Source organism: Shewanella sp. Sh95 (assembly GCF_001308045.1).
Taxonomy (GTDB): Bacteria; Pseudomonadota; Gammaproteobacteria; order Enterobacterales; family Shewanellaceae; genus Shewanella; species Shewanella xiamenensis.
The window spans coordinates 59,737-79,140 of record NZ_LGYY01000020.1; the positions used below are offsets into that span (position 1 = coordinate 59,737).

Consider the following 19,404-nt stretch of genomic DNA (forward strand, 5'->3'; position numbering starts at 1 on the left):
GGTTCTAGGTTCTAGGTTCTAGGTTCGGCAAGCATAAAAAAACCTGCATAATGCAGGTTTTTTATTGGCTGAAGATTTTTTGATTAAAGACTATCGCTAATTAAGCCTATTTCTTACGCCAAGTGGTGCCACTTGGGCCATCCTCTAAGACCACACCAAGCTCATTTAAACGATTACGCGCCACGTCAGCCGCTGGCCAATCTTTTTCACTGCGAGCGCGGTTACGTTCAACGATCAATGCTTCAATCTCTGCAACTTCATCGTCACTGCCCTCACCTTTAAAGAAGGCATCGGGAGATTGATGCAGTAAGCCCAGCACATCAGCAAGTTGTTTCATTGACACGGCTAATGCAGAAGCCTCTGCCATATCAGTGAGTTTCAGACGGTTGATCTCACGCACCATATCAAACAGCACTGAATAGGCTTCAGGGGTGTTAAAGTCATCGTCCATTGCCGCTTTAAACTTAGCAACAAACTCTTCGGCAGGTGCTGGCGCTACAGTCAGGTCAACATCTTTAATCGCAGTGTATAAACGCTCTAACGCCGCACGCGCCTGCTTGAGGTTTTCTTCAGAGTAGTTGATTTGGCTACGATAGTGACCCGATAGCAGGAAGTAACGTACGGTTTCTGCGTCGTAATGACTTAATACATCACGAATGGTGAAGAAGTTGCCTAAAGATTTAGACATCTTTTCGCGGTCGATCATCACCATGCCAGTGTGCATCCAATAATTCACATAAGGCGTGTCATGAGCGCAGCAAGACTGGGCAATTTCATTCTCATGGTGTGGAAACTGTAAATCTGAGCCGCCACCGTGGATATCGAAATGTAAACCTAAGTGCTTGCTATTCATCGCCGAACATTCGATATGCCAGCCTGGTCGACCCGGTCCCCATGGCGATTCCCATGTTGGCTCACCCGGTTTAGACATTTTCCACAGCACGAAATCCATTGGATTTTGCTTATTATCATCAACCTCAACCCGTGCGCCAGCCTGTAATTGCTCCAGATTCTGGCCAGATAGGCGACCGTATTCAGGAAAAGAGGCCACACTAAACAGCACATCGCCATCGGCAGCAATATAAGCATGACCACGGGCCAATAAACGTTCGACCATATCGATGATTTCAGCAATGTGCAGTGTGGCACGCGGCTCAAAATCAGGGCGTTTCATATTCAGCGCATCGAAATCCTTGTGCATTTCACCAATCAAGCGGTCGGTTAATGTATTGCAGTCTTCTTGGTTTTCGTTAGCACGCTTGATGATTTTGTCATCAATATCGGTGATGTTGCGCTGGAAATTCACTTCATAACCCGCGTAACGCAGGTAGCGAACAATCATATCGAAGGAAACAAAAGTACGCCCATGGCCAATATGACAGAGATCGTAAACGGTCACGCCACATACATACATCCCAACTTTTCCGGGATTAATAGGCTTAAACTCCTGTTTTTGGCGGGTAATACTGTTGTAAATCTTCAACATCGGTATTCTCTTCAAAGATAGATTCAAGTGTAAAATCAAGGGGTCAGTCTACCACGCTGACGAGGGTTTTGAATACTGCACTTTGCGCGCAATCCGAGATAAGTTAGAATCGCGCCACTATTTACTGAGAGTATGAAAACATGATCACATTACACACTAATTTTGGCGACATTAAACTGCAACTGAACGCCGAAAAAGCACCGCTGACCGTGGCAAACTTTATGAAATATGTTGACGAAGGTTTCTTCGACGGCACCATTTTCCACCGTGTAATTGACGGCTTTATGATCCAAGGCGGTGGCTTTACCGCTGAAATGAGCCAAAAACGTTGCCATGAGCCAGTGAAAAACGAAGCCAACAACGGTTTATCAAACCGTACTGGTACTATCGCGATGGCGCGTACTTCAGATCCACACTCAGCGACGGCTCAGTTTTTCATCAACGTCAACGATAACACCTTCCTCGATTTCAAATCTGAAAGCATGCAAGGTTGGGGTTACTGCGTGTTTGGTGAAGTGGTTGAAGGCATGGACATCGTTGAAAAAATCAAAGCTGTCAGCACTGGTAATCGTGGCATGCACCAAGATGTGCCATTAGAAGCGGTTGTGATTGAAAAAGTAAGTGCGGCCTAATTCCCTAGGATGCGAACCTTATTTATTGGCGATCTGCACTTAAGTGCCGATCGCCTCGATATCACCCAAGCCTTTAATCGTTTTCTCGATACCGAACTTGATGATGTAGATGCTCTCTATATTCTGGGGGATCTCTTTGAGGTATGGGTCGGCGACGATTTAGCCGCACCTTTTGCCCTCGAATTAGCGCGCAAGCTCAAACAAGTCTCCCAAACCTTGCCCATCTACTTTATTCACGGTAATCGAGACTTTATGTTAGGCAAACAATTTGCCGATGCTGCGGGTATGCAAATGTTGCCCGAAGTCAAATGCTTAGATCTCTATGGTGTTAACACGGTTATTTTGCATGGCGACAGCTTGTGTACCTTAGATAAAGCCTACCAACGCTTTCGCAAATTACGCAGTTTTGCCTTTGCCCGTTGGCTTTATAGCTGTTTGCCGAAGAAAAAACGTCAAGCAATCGCCAATAAAATCCGCAGTAATAGCCAAAGCAGTAATCAGCAAAAAAGCTATGTGATTATGGACGTAGAACCCAGTGCGGTGAATGCGTTATTTGCTCAAACCCACAGCAAACAGATGATCCACGGTCATACCCATAGGCCTGCTATCCATGAATTAAACAATGGCTGCAAACGGATTGTAGTCGGTGATTGGTACGAGCAAGGCAGCGTGTTAGTGGTCAGCGCCGACGGCGTGGAGCTAAAAAGCCTGCCCTTCGACGCCAGCTAAGCACCTATAGCGTCTTCACCATTAACACATCTACCGCTAAGGCCTCATACCTGAATATGGTTGAGGCCGCTACTTATCTTTCCCGCTGGACAACTAAGGGTTGACCACTGTGGAAATGAAACTCGTCATCGGGCGCCATAATCAATTCGGCTTCTCTCTCGCCAAAATAAGCAACTCGCTCGCTGATATCCTCAGTCGATACTAACTGCGCCAGCTTAAGATAATCCTCAAAATGACGCGCCTCTGAGCGCAGCAGTGACACATAAAACTTACTTAACTCTGCATCCAAGTAAGGCGCTAATTTGGCAAAACGCTCACAGGAGCGCGCCTCAATGTATGCCCCCACAATCAACTTATCCCGCAGAATATCCTTCTCATGGGTGGTCACGTGGCTCATCATCCCTTTTGCGTAACGCCCAGCACGAATATTACGATATGGGATTTGCCGTGCGTGCATAAGCTCCAGCACTTGCTCAAAATGATGGAATTCTTCTTTTATCAAACGGATCAGTGGTGGGATCAGATCCTGTGCAAAAGCAAAATGTTGATTCGGCTGTAGATTGGCTACCAACTCGTTCTTTTTGACATCACGAGCCAAAAACTGCTCGATATCGCGATCCTTATGATAAACAAATTCCTCATAGGGTTTCGCCCATGCCAATAGCGATTGTCCGCTGTCTTTATCCAAGGCATATCGCCTCAATAAGAACATCGCAGTCTGCGCCGCTTTTAGCTCACAATTACAATGGTCAATTAAGAGTTCATCTAACGAGGCAGAGGCTCTTGCTACATCAATCCAAGTTTGCGGCGTCTCACAACGAAGAAACGCATGAACAGGTGCCAGTAATTGCTGCATGGGATCACTCAAAAATTTTAAAGAAAATATCACCATATTTTACGCGTAATTATCAACAAGCTATAGCTTTAGACACCAGTAAACTTGACTAGCTGAACTTTTTGTTCAATAAATAATCTACACTTTAAGAACTGAGATCCTGATCACGGCACATCTCAATTCAAAGAGTAGGCAATCGGGAGTTAAAGGGATTGTGGAGCATTAACCCTGATTGCAGAGCTGTTATCAGCTCGTCTGACGTTTGGCGAGCCATCATCAATGCTGAACAAGGATAATTATAATGATACTGAATCACTTAATGGGGTTATACACTCATCCAAAGCAAGAGTGGCATGCGATTGAACAAAACCATGAAGCACTCAAAAGTAGCTTAAGTCACGTTCTTCTCATCGCACTCATTCCCGCTGTCTGTAGCTTTATTGCAACAGCTTACATTGGCTGGAATCCAGGAGCCGGTGATCCTATTTATCTCACGCCGCAAAGTGCAATGTTTATGTCCGTAGGTATGTATTTTGGCCTAATTGCAGGCGTGTTTGCCCTCGCCTATTTAGCCTTTTGGATGGCAAAAACCTTCGATGCTCAGCCAACTTTCACCCAAGCATTAGAACTCGCGTCGTACACCGCAACACCGCTATTTATGGTTGGTTTGGCGGCACTCTACCCAGTACTCTGGTTTATTATGATTGTTGGGCTGATTGGCTTAGCCTACTCTGTTTATCTACTATATGCAGGTGTGCCCATTATTATGAATATCCCTGAAGAGAAAGGCTTTATTTACGCCAGTTCTATGGTCACAGCAGGTTTAGTGCTCTTAGTTGGATTAATGGCCACCAGTGTTATCCTCTGGAGCATTGGGTTTGGTCCTATGTACCAATAAGGGATTAATCCGCACTCAGGTGCAAACGACTTGAAATACTGATAGTGACAAATTGATAGTGGCAAATAGACGTGTTGAAAACGAAAAGTTGTAAAACAGAAAAGGCCCTTAGCTTGAAAACACTAAGGGCCTTTTTATTCTTTACTGCTGTTGACAGTTAGTCGCGACAGAGATTATCGCGGCCAACAACTTGCTATTCAAATGAGTCCCGCAGTGCAACCGTTAGGTTAAACACTAAATGCTCGGCTGAAGAGTCTTTATTGTCAGCACAGAAATAACCTTCACGCTCAAACTGATAAGCTTTTTCCGCTGGCGCATTCGCAAGGCTTGCTTCAACTAAACCATTAACCACTTCAAGTGAGTTAGGGTTAAGCACTTCATCCACTGTCTCGGCAGCAGCTGGATTTGGATCAGTAAACAAGCGTTGGTATAAACGGAACTCAGCAGGTTTAGCCGTAGTCGCTTCAACCCAATGGATTACGCCTTTCACCTTGCGACCATCGGCAGGGTTTTTACCTAAAGTATCGGCATCGTAGCTACAGTAGACGGTAGTGATATTACCTTCACTGTCTTTGTCACAACGTTCGGCTTTAATCACATAGGCGTTACGCAGGCGCACTTCTTTGCCCATGACTAGACGTTTGTACTGCTTATTGGCTTCTTCTCTGAAGTCAGCCACATCGATATACAGTTCGCGGCCAAAGGCGAGTTCGCGCGTCCCCATGCTTTCATCGCTTGGGTGAGAAGCCGCTTGAATCGTCTCGATTTGACCTTCTGGGTAGTTCTCAATCACCACTTTTAATGGGCGCAGTACGGCCATCGCACGTGGGGCATGTTCGTTTAGCTCTTCACGGATGCAGGCATCGAGCATCGCCGCTTCAATCATGTTTTCTTGCTTAGTGATACCAATACGTTGGCAAAACTCGCGGATAGACGCTGGGGTATAACCACGACGGCGTAGACCTGCAATTGTTGGCATACGGGGATCATCCCAGCCAGTTACTAACTTGCGTGTCACTAAGTCATTTAATTTACGCTTAGACATCAGCGTATATTCAAGATTTAAGCGTGAAAACTCATATTGACGAGTACGATTTGGCGCTTGGAAATCATCTAAATTATCGAGAACCCAGTCATACAGACGACGGTTGTCTTGGAACTCAAGTGTACATAATGAGTGAGTAATGTGCTCGAGCGCATCGGAAATACAGTGAGTAAAATCGTACATTGGATAAATGCACCACTTATCACCCGTTTGGTGATGGTGAGCAAAACGAATACGGTAAATCACCGGATCGCGCATACACATGAAAGGCGATGCCATATCAATCTTAGCGCGCAGCGCACATTCGCCCTCTTTGAATTCACCTAGACGCATTTTTTCAAATAAGCGCAGGTTTTCTTCCACAGGAGTATCGCGATAAGGGCTATTTTTACCAGGCTCTTTTAACGTGCCACGGTATTCACGGGTTTCATCAGCATTGAGAAAACACACATAGGCTAAGCCTTTATTGATTAACTCAACGGCATATTGATGTAATTGGTCGAAATAGTTAGAGGAATAACGCACCTCACCATCCCACTCGAATCCCAACCAACGCACATCCGCCTGAATAGAATTGACATAATCGATGTCTTCTTTTTCAGGGTTGGTATCATCAAATCGTAAGTTACAGAGACCTTGGTAATCGCGGGCGATGCCAAAGTTCAAACAGATGGACTTAGCATGACCTATATGTAAATAACCATTTGGCTCGGGTGGAAAACGCGTCTGCACACTCGTGTGCTTACCGCTTTTCAGATCCTCATCAATGATATTACGAATAAAGTTACTCGGACGTACTTCAGTGTCCACATGACTCATGGAATTCCTCTTTGCGAACAATGGCAATTTTAACAAAACCAGCATGATCCTACAGATCTCGGCCAGTTACAATGCCCAGTATTAAAAACTAAGGGTTATGCCGTGGATAGTAAAACAATAAAAGCAGCCGTGAAAGCTGCTTTTATCTTTGTAACCACTAAGCTGACATTTATTACTCAGGGATTTACTCAGTAATAATCCGCACGCCGGGGATAATTTGCTGAGTTCTGCGCCCTTTACGTTTTAGCCATAGATAGAATATGACTAACGCACTGAGGAAGAAACCAATCCATAAACCCGATTGCAATGGGTGCTCGGCAAAGGTTGCTACTTGGTAAGCGATAGTTGCACTGCCATAGGCCAGAGAGAATGTCCATGTCGCTGCAAACGTTGCCCAACGAGTACCAAACTCGTTCACTAAAGCGCCCATCGCCGCAACACAGGGAGTATAGAGTAAAATAAACAACAGGTAAGAGAACGCCGCTACCTTGGTAGTAAACCCAGATTGCAAGGCACTAAAGGTTGACGTTGCAACACCTTGCGCCTCTGCCGCAACATCGGTACTGGATACATCACCCACAGATAACTTAAGCGGGTCTTCCAAATCCAAACCGAACAAGTTTGCAGGAATGGTCGCAAGTGCCTCGTTAAAGCTGTCTGCTAGTGGTGTTAATTCACCGTCCTCAGGCGCCGCATTGGTATATAAGCTATTGAGTGTTCCCACCACCGCTTCTTTAGCAAAAATCCCGGTGATAATACCTACGGTTGCAGGCCAGTTATCTTGTTCAATCCCCATCGGCGCAAAGATTGGAGTCACTTTCTGGCTCGCTACACTTAAGAGTGACGCTTGGCTATCCTCGTGGCCAAAAGTGCCATCAATACCAATCGCATTGATAAAGTTGAGCAGTGTCACCACCAGCACAATGGTTTTACCCGCACCAAGGATAAAACTCTTAGTCCGCTTACCAGTACGCACCATCACTGCTTTAAATTTAGGCAACTCATAGCTTGGTAACTCCATCACTACCGCACTACTGGTGCCTGGTAATAAAGTGCTTCGCAGCAACAATCCGGTACCGATGGCCGCAAAAATCCCGATGATATACAGTAAAAATACCAGGTTTTGGCCAGAGTCTGGAAAAAATGCCGCCGCAAATAGTGCATACACAGGCAACCGGGCACCACAAGACATAAAGGGAGCCATCATTCCCGTGACAATACGCTCACGCTCACTGCCTAAGGTACGCGTTGCCATAATGGCTGGCACAGAGCAACCAAAGCCCACGATCATTGGTACGAAAGCTTTGCCCGGTAAGCCTATGCGACGCATTAATCCGTCAACCACAAACGCGGCACGAGCCATATAGCCCGAACTTTCAAGAACAGATAAACCAAGGAATAATGCCGCAATCACAGGAATAAACGTAGAAACCGTTTGAATACCTTGGCCCACACCACCCGCAAGGATAGTCACCAACCAAGCTGGCGCGCCTATGTTATTGAGCAATGCACCAAAATGATCGACCAGTAATGCCCCTGCAAACACATCGAAGAAATCGATAAACGCACTGCCGATGTTGATGCTGAACATAAACATCAAATACATGACAAATAAGAACACCGGAATCCCAAGTACAGGATGTAAGACTAATTTATCGAGTTTATCGCTCAAGGTTAAGAAGCCATCGGCTTTAACGGAACCTTGGAATACTCGCTCAACAAAATTAAAGCGAGTGGTTGCGACCATCACTTCAATGTCGTGTCCTTGCTGCGAAATTTGCTGAGTACAAGTATTCACCTCATCCTGAAGCTCAGCATTTTTACAGCTACCACAACCAGAACCGTTACCCAACATAGCTAAGGCGCGGCCACGGCTTAAGTTGGGATCTTTACTACAAAGTAGTTGCACGCCTGCTTCAATTTGCTCGTCGTAATCAAGTAACAAAGGCGCTTCAGATACACGACCTTGAAGTAAGTCAAGCACTTGCGCTTGTACTTTAGCAACATCAGCAGGATCGCGAGAACAAACCCCAATCACTGGGCAGCCCAATTCTTGACTCATTTTCTTTAAATCGACACGAATGCCACGCTTGATAGCAGCATCGATTTTGTTCAACACCACCACCATAGGGATCGACAATTCACGGAGTTGTGCCGTGAAATAGAGGTGGCGCTCGATATTGGTCGCATCAACTAAGTTAATGATGCCATCGACACGTTGTTCGGCGAGATACTGTTGAGCAATCTGCTCATCGAGAGAACAATCACAGCTATTACCCGCAGGGAGTAAATCATAGATACCGGGTAAGTCGGTTAAGTAAACGTCAGCACCATTGAGAGTGAAATGGCCGGTTTTTTTCTCAACCGTCACACCGGACCAGTTGCCAACTTGCTGATTAGCGCCTGTAAGCGCGTTAAAGAGTGTTGATTTCCCAGCGTTTGGGTTACCAACGGTGACGCAATGAAACTGCTTAGTCATTCGCCTTTTCCACCTCAATAATGTCTGCCAAGTCTCTGCGCATACAAAGCTTACTACCACGAATATCCAGCTCTAAACCAGAGCCCATTGGCGCTCGGCGAATCAAAGAAAATCGTGTATTTGGGGTAATGCCCATGGACAATAATTTACGCTTCACTGTTTGCGGCAAATCTAATCGCCCGATTTCAGAAATAATGCCACGGTCACCGGGACTGAGTTCGCTTAACTTCATTACCTATTTCACCTTGTAACAGCTTCAGCTTGAAAAACTGTGTTCATTGTATCTGAGCTATGGAGCTAATAACTTTACCTAGATCAAGCTTTTTGACTGGTAACGATAATAGTTTTCAATTGTGTTGAGTATTATGTGACAAAAATCTCAATGAATAAACGCCTGACCGAAAATAAAAATGCCAGCTAGCTGCCACCCTTTATCGCAATCGAACAACATGTTCAATAAGCGTTAAAAAAAGTCATCCCCGTTATAAAATGAGACATTGGTCACACTTATTGTTTATCCCTACAAAATCATTCCTCTTTACAGTCAACCCGCTAAAAAATGTTAAGCACTTGTCACATGCTTGTTCTAATATTAATCAGCTAAATTAGCGATGTTGAAAGCTTGAAAAATAACAAATAAAACGCACTCGGGAATAGATGAACATGGATATTGGTTTAAAGTTCAAAAGCATAACTCAGGTTATGCTTGCTCTGATGTTATCGATACTCAGCCTTTCAACGTTAGCGACACCTTGGGATGACAAGCCACCCGAGGAGGTCGTCGCGACTTTGGACAAAAAGTTTGCCGAAGGTAAGTACTCGGCTAAAGGGGCTGACACTTGCCTGATGTGCCATAAAAAAAGTGCGGTTGTAATGGCCATTTTCGATGGTGTGCACGGTAATCCTAATATTAAAGAATCCCCCATGGCCGACTTACAGTGTGAGGCTTGCCACGGCCCACTCGGTAATCATAACAAGGGCGGCAAAGAGCCGATGATCACCTTCGGCCAGAATTCCCCCGTTCCCGCGCAAAAACAAAACAGTGTTTGTATGAGTTGCCATAACGACGATCAACGCATCGCGTGGAAAGGTAATCACCATGACAATGCCGATATCCCTTGCAGTAGCTGCCACCAAGTACACGTAGCAAAAGATCCTATCAGCGACAAAGCCAACGAAGTGGCGATTTGTACCCAATGCCATACTCAGCAAAAAGCGGATATGCACAAACGCTCATCCCATCCACTACAGTGGCAACAAATGGTCTGTAGCGATTGCCACAATCCCCATGGCAGTTTAAATGATGCCAGTCTGAAACAAATGAGCGTCAACGAAAACTGTTACAGCTGCCACGCTGAAAAACGCGGTCCTAAATTGTGGGAACATGCGCCAGTCACCGACAATTGTGCGAACTGCCATAACCCCCACGGCAGCGTCAACGAATCCATGCTTATTAGCAAACCGCCACAGTTATGCCAACAGTGCCACGCCTCCGATGGCCACAGCAGTAATGCTTACTTTGGTAATCAAACCAATGCCTTCACCTCGGGTAATTCCTGTATGAATTGCCATGGACAAGTGCATGGTTCAAACCATCCATCCGGCAAGTTGCTCCAGAGATAACAAGGGAATGATCATGCAAATAATGAACATATCGACTCCTAAAGCTTGTTTCTCACTCACATTACTGGCTTGGGCGATTAGTGGCGTACTCAACACAGCCCATGCTGAAGGATATGAAATCCAAAAAGCGAATCGCAGTGGCGTAAAAAGTGAGGCATGGAGCTGCAAGCAATGCCAGCCCAAAACAGGGCGCCAAGTCAACGTCAGCGCCACGCTCGCCTACAATGACGGCGAAGATAGCCGTTTTGGTAATCGCACTGGCACGGATAAAGATGGCTTGGTCGGTGCTGTGGGCGCCGATATGCAATACCAAGCTGGGAGTGGTTACCAAACCCGGCTAGAGGCCGATAAATTGGGATTTGACACGGGGTCAGCCAAGCTCACCACAGGCCAACCCGGACACTACCAAATCCAATTAGGTTATAAAGGGCTCGCCAATTACCAATACAATCAGCTAAAGAGCCCTTATCTCACCGATAACGATAAGATGCTCTTGCCTGATAATTGGGTAGCGGGAGCAACGACCCACTCCATGCCGTTACTGCAATCGAGTTTAATCGAGCAGGACTTAAGCATTACGCGGGATAGATTTAACCTCGGCGGTTACTACGCAGGCCATATCTCATCGAGCAGCCGCTACAAAGCCTCGGTGAACTACCAGCATGAAAACCGCAGCGGCACGAAAAAGACCAGCGCAAATATTCTCACTAACAGTGTGATGTTGGCGCAGCCAATTGATGACAGCACTGATGAAGTCGATGCCAGAGTTTATTTTGGCGGCACAGGCTGGCAAGCGGGCATAAACAGCCAGATAAGCCAATATAAGAATGACCATCAGGCACTGCTATGGCAATCGGCCTATACGCCCACATTTGGTGCGGCCTACTTTGGCCAAAATGCCGTCGACCCAGATAACAAGGCCTATCGGATCGCCGCCGAGGCCAGTGGTGGTCAAAATGGTCATAACATCCTTATGCACGTGGGCATCAGTAACATGTCACAGGATGAGGCTTTTCTACCAGCAACCATTAATGGCCCCTCCCCTGTACTGCCAACCGATAATCTGGATGCCCAAGTGGACATCCTAGATATGGTGCTTAAGTATTCAGGCCGCATCACACAGGATTTGAGTGTTCAAGCCAGTTATAACTATCAAGACAGGGAAAACAAGACGGCTCAGTTAGATTTCCCACAGGTCGTGACCGACAGCTTTTATCAAGGCACAGCTACAAATCGTCTCTACGATAAACGCAGTAAACAATTTGATCTCAAAGGCAAATACCGCCTATCGCCGTCGGCCTATGCTGAAGCGGGATATAGCCGAGATGAAATCATTTATTCGGAGCTTGATAGGCAGTCCATCGATGAATCGGGTCTCTTTGCCAAACTCAGCTACCGCTATTCGCCAGCTTGGTCAGCTTGGTTAAAGGGCGAAGTATTAGATCGTAATGGCAGTGAATACGATGCTGTAACAAGCACACAAAGTCCGAGTAATCCTTGGCTACGTAAGTCTTATCTTGCTGATCGCAAACGTCAAAAAGTCACCTTGCACACAGATTACCAAACCGATATAGGGTTCTCTGTGGGTGCGAGTTTACACAGTATTGATGATGACTATAACCATACATCAGTCGGGCTCACCCAAGTGTCTTACCTTGGCTACGATGTAACTGCGCAGTATCTAATTAGCGACAATCTAAGTCTTAACGCCTATCTCAACCAAGACTGGCGCGATTCAGATCAGGCCGGAAGCAATCGTTTCTCAACACCTGATTGGTACAGCACCGCTGAAGAGAAATCGACCCTGATTGGCGCGGGTATCGCCTATCAAAACCTGCTGGATAATCGTTTAGATCTGGGATTGGACTACAGCTACTCCGATGGTCAAAGCGATACTGAAATCACCTATGGCATCACTAGCCCCTACGGTGACTACTACAGTCGCAAGCACAATATTAACGCCTACGCCAAATATAAGCTGGCCGACAGTATGTCATTACGCTTCGATTGGTTGTTCGAGAAATATCAAGATGCAAACTGGCAAAACCAAAACATCACTTGGGACACGGTCCCCAATGTGCTCAGTTTTGGCGACATCAGCCACGATTACAATGCTCATTACTTAGGTTTGACCTTAAGCTACCAAATGTAACTTAGGCACTGACAGCGTATTCCAAGGATAGAAATATGAACAAGTTTGCCAAATTAACCACACAATATAGTTTGATGCTGCTCCTCGCCACACTTGTCTCCGCTTGTGGGGGCAATGATGGTAATGATGGCTCACCCGGTGAGCCGGGGAAACCACCCGCAATAACGATCACTAGCCTAAACATCATGGTCGATAAAGTTACCGTGACCGACGGCATTGCCCAAGTCGATTATCAGGTGAGCAATCAAGACGATGAAGCCGTGGTTGGTATTCCTTCAGCCACCTTTATTGCGGCGCAATTACTACCTCAGGGCGCCACAGGTGCTGGTAATAGCAGTGAGTGGCAACATTTCACCTCTGAAACGTGCGCCGCTTCTTGCCCAGGCACGATTGTTGACCATAAAAACGGCCATTACAGCTATCGTTTTAGCGCCACATTTAACGGCATGAATGGGGTGACATTCGTTAACGACGCCACCCAACGAGTAGTCATCAAACTGGGCGGTGATGCATTAGCCGATGGCACAGCGCTCCCTATAACTAATCAGCACTATGATTGGCAAACCTCGGGGAATACCTTAGCTTATACCCGTAACTTAATTACCATTGAAACCTGTAATAGCTGCCACAACAATTTAGCGTTCCATGGTGGACGTTATAACCAAGTTGAAACCTGCGTAACCTGCCATAACAGTAAGAAGGTCAGCAATCCCGCGGATATTTTCCCGCAAATGATACACAGCAAACATTTAACGGGATTCCCTCAATCCATCAGTAATTGCCAGACTTGCCACGTTGATAATCCAGATTTAGCCGAGCGTCAAAATTGGCATAGGGTACCCACCATGGAAGCCTGTGGTGCCTGCCATACCCAAATTAATTTCCCTGCGGGCCAAGGCCATCCAGCACAAGCGGATAATAGCAATTGCGTTGCTTGCCATAATGCCGATTGGACCGCAAGCGTACACGGCAATGAAGATCAAATAGCCGCGTTAGCTCAATTTAGTCCAAGCATCAGTAGTGCAAGCATGGATGCCAATGGCACAGTGACTGTTGCGGTGACCCTGATCAACCCCAGCACAGGCACTGCTTACGTAGATAGCGCAGATAAACTCAAATTTATCAGCGACCTAAGGGTTTATGCTAACTGGGGAACCAGTTTCGATTACAGTACCCGCTCTGCGCGCTCAATTCGTCTCCCTGACTCCACGCCAGTTTCTGGCAGCAATGGCACCTACGTTTACACTATTTCAGGTCTCACCGTTCCAGCGGGAACTGAGGCCGACCATGGAGGCTTAGCGATTCAGGGCCGGGTATGCGCCAAAGACAAAGTCTTAGTGGATTGCAGCACCGAACAGGCAGAAGTGCTGGTGATCAAATCAAGTCATAGTTACTTCAATATGTCTGCATTAACCAGCACTGGCCGCCGCGAAATCATTAGCAATGCCAACTGTGCTAGCTGCCACGGCGATCAACAACTGAATATTCATGGTGCGCGCAACGATTTAGCAGGCCAATGCCAACTTTGCCACAACCCGAATATGCAGGCCGATGCTACAGCGGCAAATCCCTCCATTACCTCCTTTGACTTTAAACAGTTAATTCATGGGATCCATACCAGCCAAGTTGCTGGTTTTGCAGATCTCAACTACCCAGGCAAAATCGGTAATTGTGCTCAATGCCATATCAAAGATGCAGCAGGCGTTTCAACGGTTGCCCTGCCCTTAAATACAGCGGTTCAACCGCTTGCGCTTAACAATGGCACCTTTACCAGCCCGATAGCCGCCGTATGCAGTAACTGTCACTCAAGTGATACCACCCACAACCATATGATGCAGCAAGGCGCTGTCTTTGCTGGAACAAAAGCAGATGCGACCGCAGGCACTGAAACCTGTGCATTCTGCCATGGACAAGGGGCCGCCGCCGATGTACTCAAAGTCCACCCAATTAATTAACCCTATGATGCAGGCCAAAAGGCCTGCAACTGCAGATATAAAAGGAACTCATACTATGCAGTCTTCTACCTCTAAAGAAATAGTCAGATCTCAATCACATAACCCGCTTAAAGTGACTGATAAATACCAATGACTTAGTTAGCCTTACAGGTGGGATCTAATCCCACACATTAAATGCCAATAATGAGATTTATTCTTATTTGATAAGTGTTTAATGATGATTAAAACTATTGCAGGGAAATATCATGATGAAACGGTTCAATTTCAATACCGCAACAAAAGCGATGTTGGGTGCCGGTTTACTTTCACTTCTTCTCACTGGCTGCGGTGGCAGTGACGGTAAAGATGGTGAAGACGGTAAACCAGGCGTTGTTGGTGTCAATATCAACTCCACCTCAACCTTAAAAGCAAAATTCACAAATGCCACTGTTGATGCAGGCAAAGTCACCGTTGATTTTACGTTGGAAAATGCTAATGGCGTTGCCGTATTAGGCTTAACTAAAGATCACGATTTACGGTTTGGTATTGCGCAATTAACTCCAGTTAAAGAAAAAGTGGGTGAAACTGAAGCTAACCGTGGTTATCAATGGCAAGCTTATATTAATGCCAAAAAAGAGCCAGGTACTATTCCATCCGGCGTTGATAACCTCAAGCCATCAGCCCAATACCAAGCAAACGTTGAAGCAGCAAGTAAATGTGATACTTGCTTAGTTGACCATGGTGATGGTAGCTATAGCTACACCTACCAAGCCAACATTGCCAATGTAACTCAGCCATTAACCGTCACTTACAGCGCTGACGCGACTCAACGCGCGACGATGGAGCTTGAATTACCACAACTCACAGCCAACGCCCATTTCGACTGGCAACCTTCTACTGGTAAGACGGAAGGTATTCAAACCCGTAACGTGGTTTCTATTCAAGCTTGTTATACCTGTCACCAACCTGAAAGCTTAGAGCTTCATGGTGGTCGTCGTATCGATATTGAAAACTGTGCCTCTTGCCATACTGCGACCTCTGGCGATCCAGAATCAGGCAATAGCATTGAATTTACTTACATGATCCACGCTATCCACAAAGGTGGTGAGCGTCATACCTTCGATGAGACAGGCGCAGAAGTACCTGCTCCTTATAAGATTGTCGGTTACGGTGGTAAAGTGATCGACTACGGCAAAGTAGGCTTCCCATTAAAACCTGCTGCTGATTGTTCAGCTTGTCACGTTGTAGGTGCCGGTGCACCTGCCAATGCAGACCTATTCAAAGCAGACTTAAGCAATCAAGCTTGTATTGGTTGCCATACTGAAAAACCATCTGCTCACCATAGCAGCACTGACTGTACCTCTTGCCACAATGCGACAGAGCCTTATGGCGGTACTGGCAGCGCAGCCAAACGTCATGGCGATGTACTGAAAGCCTATTCTGACACCAAAGCGATGGGTATTAAGTTCAGCAATGTGGGTGTAAATGCAACAGGAAAAATCACTTTCGATGTACAAGTGATTGATAAAGATGGCAATGCAATCGATAAAGCCTATGTAAACCAAACCTCACGCGTTGTTGTGGCTTGGGATTCTGACAAAGATTACCCAAGCTCAGCAGCAGCTTCTTATAGCAACCGTCGTATCGCCCTGAACGAAGGTACCTATAATGAAGCGACCAAAACCTATTCACTAACAGGTACTAAGTTCAGCTTACCAGCGGATGCTAACGGTAAAACATTTGAACTCTGGTCTACATTAGAGGTTTGCTTCAACAATGGCGGCTATGGCGTTGCTGATGTTGTGATGACAGACTGTACTGTACCTAACGTCCGTAAAGTACCAGTTAAAGAAGCACCATATCACTTCGTTTGGAAAGATGGTGGTGTGGATAGCACTGCAAAAGCTAAAGCACGTCGTGAAATCATCGACCCAACTAAGTGTCAAGGCTGTCACAATCAGGAAATCCACCACTATGACAACGGTGTAAACTGCCAAACTTGTCATACATCGGACAAAACCCTGAAAAATGATGCGGCCTATCCAGGCGGTAAGATACCAACCAGCTTTGCTTGGAAAGCGCACGAGCGTGAAGGACATTATCTGAAATATGCAGGCGTACAATCTGGTACTGTATTAAAAACCGATTGTGCAACATGTCATACTGCAGATAAATCAAACGTTGTAACGGGTATTGCTTTAGGCAGATCACCAGAACGTGTATGGCGCTACGGTGATATCACAAATAATGGTGCTGATATTTGGGTATCTTCCGATGCTGGTGCATGCTTAAGTTGTCACCAGAAATATCTGTCTGACGCTGCCAAATCGCACATCGAGACTAATGGCGGTATCTTAAATGGCTCAAGTGCAGCAGATGTTCAAACTCGTGCCTCTGAAAGCTGTGCGACTTGCCATACTCCATCACAATTGATGGAAGCTCACGGTAACTAAGCCGACGTAATTCTCTCAATAGAGAGTAAGAACAAAAAGAGAGAGGTATCCCCTCTCTCTTTTTTATTTTAGCTTCACAATCCGCCGTTTTTTTGATCTAAATTTGTTTTTCCCCTGTGGTTTAACTACCTCTTTAGAAATAGAAAGATCCAAGTCACACATTAGCAAAGGCTTAGAAGATTTTAGAGGCATGTTAGGTTAGCCTTTCCTTGGGGAATTCTATTTCCAGCATCCACTTAGGTTGCCTTCAAGACCAAAGCACAGACAAAGAATCTGTCGGGTGAAGAAGACAAGCACTTAAGTAATGCCAAACCTATGCAGGGAAAAAAATGATGAACGCAAAAAAATCAAAATTCGCACTGCTGCTTGCAGCAAGTGCCGTCACTATGGCCTTAACAGGCTGTGGTGGTAGCGATGGTAACGATGGTAAACCCGGTGAACCTGGTGGAGAGCCAGCTCCCGCTATTCAAAAGCTCAATTTTACATTCAACAAATCTGTTGTGACTAACGGTGTACCTAGTGTTGAATTCACTGTCACCAACGAAGACGATTTACCGGTCGTGGGTCTGCAAAAAATGCGTTTTGCAGCAGCTCAATTACTTCCTCAAGGCGCTACAGGTGCCGGTAATGCCTCTCAGTGGCAATACTTTGGTGATGAAACCTGTGATCTCGCTTCAACTTGCCCAGGTACTTTTGTTGACAAGAAGAACGGCCACTACAGCTATACCTTCAAGATGAACTTAACTGCCAATGCTAAGATCACCTACAACGACCAGTTGGCTCAACGTGTGCTAATCCGCGCTTACAATACGCCACTACCAGATGGCACCTTAGTGCCTAACAGCAACGCTTTTGTAGATTTCACCGCTGACACAGGTGCCGAGCCTGGTTATAGCCGTAAAATCGTTGCCACTGAAAGCTGTAATACTTGTCACCAAGACTTAGCACAGGTTAAACATGGTGGTGCGTATTCAGATGTTAACTACTGCGCAACGTGCCACACCGCAGGCAAAGTGGGCGTAGGTAAAGAGTTTAATGCTCTAGTTCACGCCAAGCATAAAGACCTGACCTTAGGCTCATTAGAAAGCTGCCAAAGCTGTCACACTGAAAATGAAGCAACACCTGATTGGGGCAACTGGTCACGTATTCCAACTGCCGCAACCTGTGGAAGCTGTCATAGCACTGTGGATTTTGCTGCGGGTAAAGGCCACTCTCAACAACTCGATAACTCTAACTGTATCGCCTGCCATAACAGCACTTGGACAGCCGAGTTACATACAGCTAAAACCGCTGACAAAAAAGCCGTTATCGCTCAATTAGGTATGTCTGCAACATTAGCTGCTCAAGCAGACAATACTGCGGTATTAACCGTGTCTATCTTAGATAAAAACGGCAATGCCATTGATGCGGCGAGTGTACAAAATAAGATTAAACGTTTAGAAACTATCACTAACGTTGGACCTAACTTCCCCATCATGGGCTATAACAAGAGCCCAGGTAGCGGTACAGCTAAAGTGGCCAAAGATCTAGTCAAAGATGGTGCATTACAAGCTGATGTTACCATCGCTGATGGTAAACTGGTGTTCACTACTCCTGCACTGCCATTTGGTGCGGGCGATACTGATACCGCCTTTACCTTTATTGGCTTAGAAATGTGTAACACTGGTACCACATTAACGGCTTGTACTGCTAATAGCACAACCACCAGTATGAAAGCCGAGTTAGCCTTTGGTACTAAATCTGGTAAAGCGCCTAGTACACGTCATGTTAACTCAGTGAACTTCAGCACTTGCCAAGGCTGTCACAGTGACACCTTTGAAATCCACAAAGGTCACCATGCAGGCTTTGTGATGTCTGAACAAGTTTCACATGCCAAAGACGCAAACGGTAAGCCTATCGTGGGTGTTGATGCTTGTGTTGCCTGTCACACACCAGATGGTACCTATGCAAACGGTGCTAACAAAGGTGGTTTCGAAATGAAACTACACGTGGTTCACGGTGAGCAAGGCGTGATCAAAGAATGTACTCAGTGCCACAACGACTTCAACTTAGATGCATTTAAAGTGAAAGGTGCACTGGCTACTTCTGCAGGTAAATACACCACCCCAATCACAGCAACTTGTACTTCATGCCACGCGCCAGAATCTATCGGCCACGGTTTAGAAAATATGGGTGCGATTGTGAATGGCGATTATACTCAAGCCAACCAAGCGGCACAGTCAGAAACCTGTTTCTACTGCCATACCCCAACAGTTGCAGATCACACTCAAGTGAAAATGTAATTTGCCCAAGCAGGGGGAGTTCGCTCCCCCTTTCTTG

13 protein-coding genes are annotated in these 19,404 nt (G+C 46.0%); 8 read left to right on the forward strand and 5 right to left on the reverse strand.

Translation table 11 applies throughout. The features are described from left to right. Positions 1–106: 106 nt before the first annotated feature. Positions 107–1,486 (reverse strand): cysteine--tRNA ligase, encoded by a 1,380-nt coding sequence (gene cysS / locus AEA42_RS01595; protein ID WP_047535621.1) that lies wholly within the window; start codon positions 1,484–1,486, stop codon positions 107–109. Between the two features lie 140 nt (positions 1,487–1,626). Between cysS and AEA42_RS01600 the strand changes: the two genes are divergently transcribed. Together AEA42_RS01600 and AEA42_RS01605 are read left to right on the forward strand one after the other, a co-directional pair. Further along, entirely contained in the window at positions 1,627–2,118 is a 492-nt protein-coding gene (locus tag AEA42_RS01600; protein WP_011623251.1) for a peptidylprolyl isomerase, read from the forward strand. Positions 2,119–2,127: 9 nt separating this feature from the next. Then, positions 2,128–2,847 (forward strand): UDP-2,3-diacylglucosamine diphosphatase, encoded by a 720-nt coding sequence (locus AEA42_RS01605; protein ID WP_055646763.1) that lies wholly within the window; start codon positions 2,128–2,130, stop codon positions 2,845–2,847. Between the two features lie 73 nt (positions 2,848–2,920). Here the strand turns inward: AEA42_RS01605 and AEA42_RS01610 are convergent, their stop codons facing one another. Further along, positions 2,921–3,703, reverse strand: coding sequence for a tRNA isopentenyl-2-thiomethyl-A-37 hydroxylase MiaE (locus tag AEA42_RS01610; RefSeq protein WP_055646790.1), 783 nt, complete (start codon positions 3,701–3,703; stop codon positions 2,921–2,923). A gap of 280 nt (positions 3,704–3,983) precedes the next feature. On the opposite strand from AEA42_RS01610, the gene AEA42_RS01615 reads away from it, so the two are divergent. Further along, positions 3,984–4,580, forward strand: a complete 597-nt coding sequence (locus tag AEA42_RS01615; protein WP_037427921.1) for a Yip1 family protein — start codon at positions 3,984–3,986, stop codon at positions 4,578–4,580. 193 nt (positions 4,581–4,773) lie between these two features. On the opposite strand, the gene glnS is transcribed toward AEA42_RS01615, so the two are convergent. The 3 genes from glnS to AEA42_RS01630 form a co-directional block, all read right to left on the reverse strand. Further along, on the reverse strand, positions 4,774–6,444 hold the full coding sequence (gene glnS, locus AEA42_RS01620; protein ID WP_055646764.1) for a glutamine--tRNA ligase: 1,671 nt from the start codon (positions 6,442–6,444) through the stop codon (positions 4,774–4,776). 184 nt (positions 6,445–6,628) lie between these two features. After that, positions 6,629–8,923, reverse strand: a complete 2,295-nt coding sequence (gene feoB, locus AEA42_RS01625) for a Fe(2+) transporter permease subunit FeoB (RefSeq protein WP_055646765.1) — start codon at positions 8,921–8,923, stop codon at positions 6,629–6,631. Beyond that, positions 8,916–9,155 (reverse strand): FeoA family protein, encoded by a 240-nt coding sequence (locus AEA42_RS01630; RefSeq protein WP_011623257.1) that lies wholly within the window; start codon positions 9,153–9,155, stop codon positions 8,916–8,918. The genes feoB and AEA42_RS01630 overlap by 8 nt, the downstream gene beginning before the upstream one ends. 425 nt (positions 9,156–9,580) lie before the next feature. On the opposite strand from AEA42_RS01630, the gene AEA42_RS01635 reads away from it, so the two are divergent. The 5 genes from AEA42_RS01635 (at position 9,581) to AEA42_RS01655 (ending at position 19,367) form a co-directional block, all read left to right on the forward strand. Further along, positions 9,581–10,546: a DmsE family decaheme c-type cytochrome gene (locus tag AEA42_RS01635; protein ID WP_156312285.1), complete on the forward strand. Its 966-nt coding sequence runs from the start codon at positions 9,581–9,583 to the stop codon at positions 10,544–10,546. Positions 10,547–10,559: 13 nt separating this feature from the next. Further along, complete coding sequence (locus tag AEA42_RS01640; protein ID WP_037427916.1) at positions 10,560–12,698, forward strand: MtrB/PioB family decaheme-associated outer membrane protein; 2,139 nt, start codon at positions 10,560–10,562, stop codon at positions 12,696–12,698. A 35-nt stretch (positions 12,699–12,733) separates the two neighbouring features. After that, positions 12,734–14,653, forward strand: a complete 1,920-nt coding sequence (locus AEA42_RS01645) for an OmcA/MtrC family decaheme c-type cytochrome (RefSeq protein WP_055646767.1) — start codon at positions 12,734–12,736, stop codon at positions 14,651–14,653. 245 nt (positions 14,654–14,898) lie between these two features. Then, positions 14,899–17,085 (forward strand): OmcA/MtrC family decaheme c-type cytochrome, encoded by a 2,187-nt coding sequence (locus AEA42_RS01650; protein ID WP_055646768.1) that lies wholly within the window; start codon positions 14,899–14,901, stop codon positions 17,083–17,085. 329 nt (positions 17,086–17,414) lie between these two features. Continuing rightward, positions 17,415–19,367 carry an OmcA/MtrC family decaheme c-type cytochrome gene (locus AEA42_RS01655; protein WP_037427913.1) on the forward strand — a complete coding sequence of 651 codons (1,953 nt, stop codon included), beginning with the start codon at positions 17,415–17,417 and terminating at the stop codon, positions 19,365–19,367. Positions 19,368–19,404 lie beyond the last annotated feature (37 nt).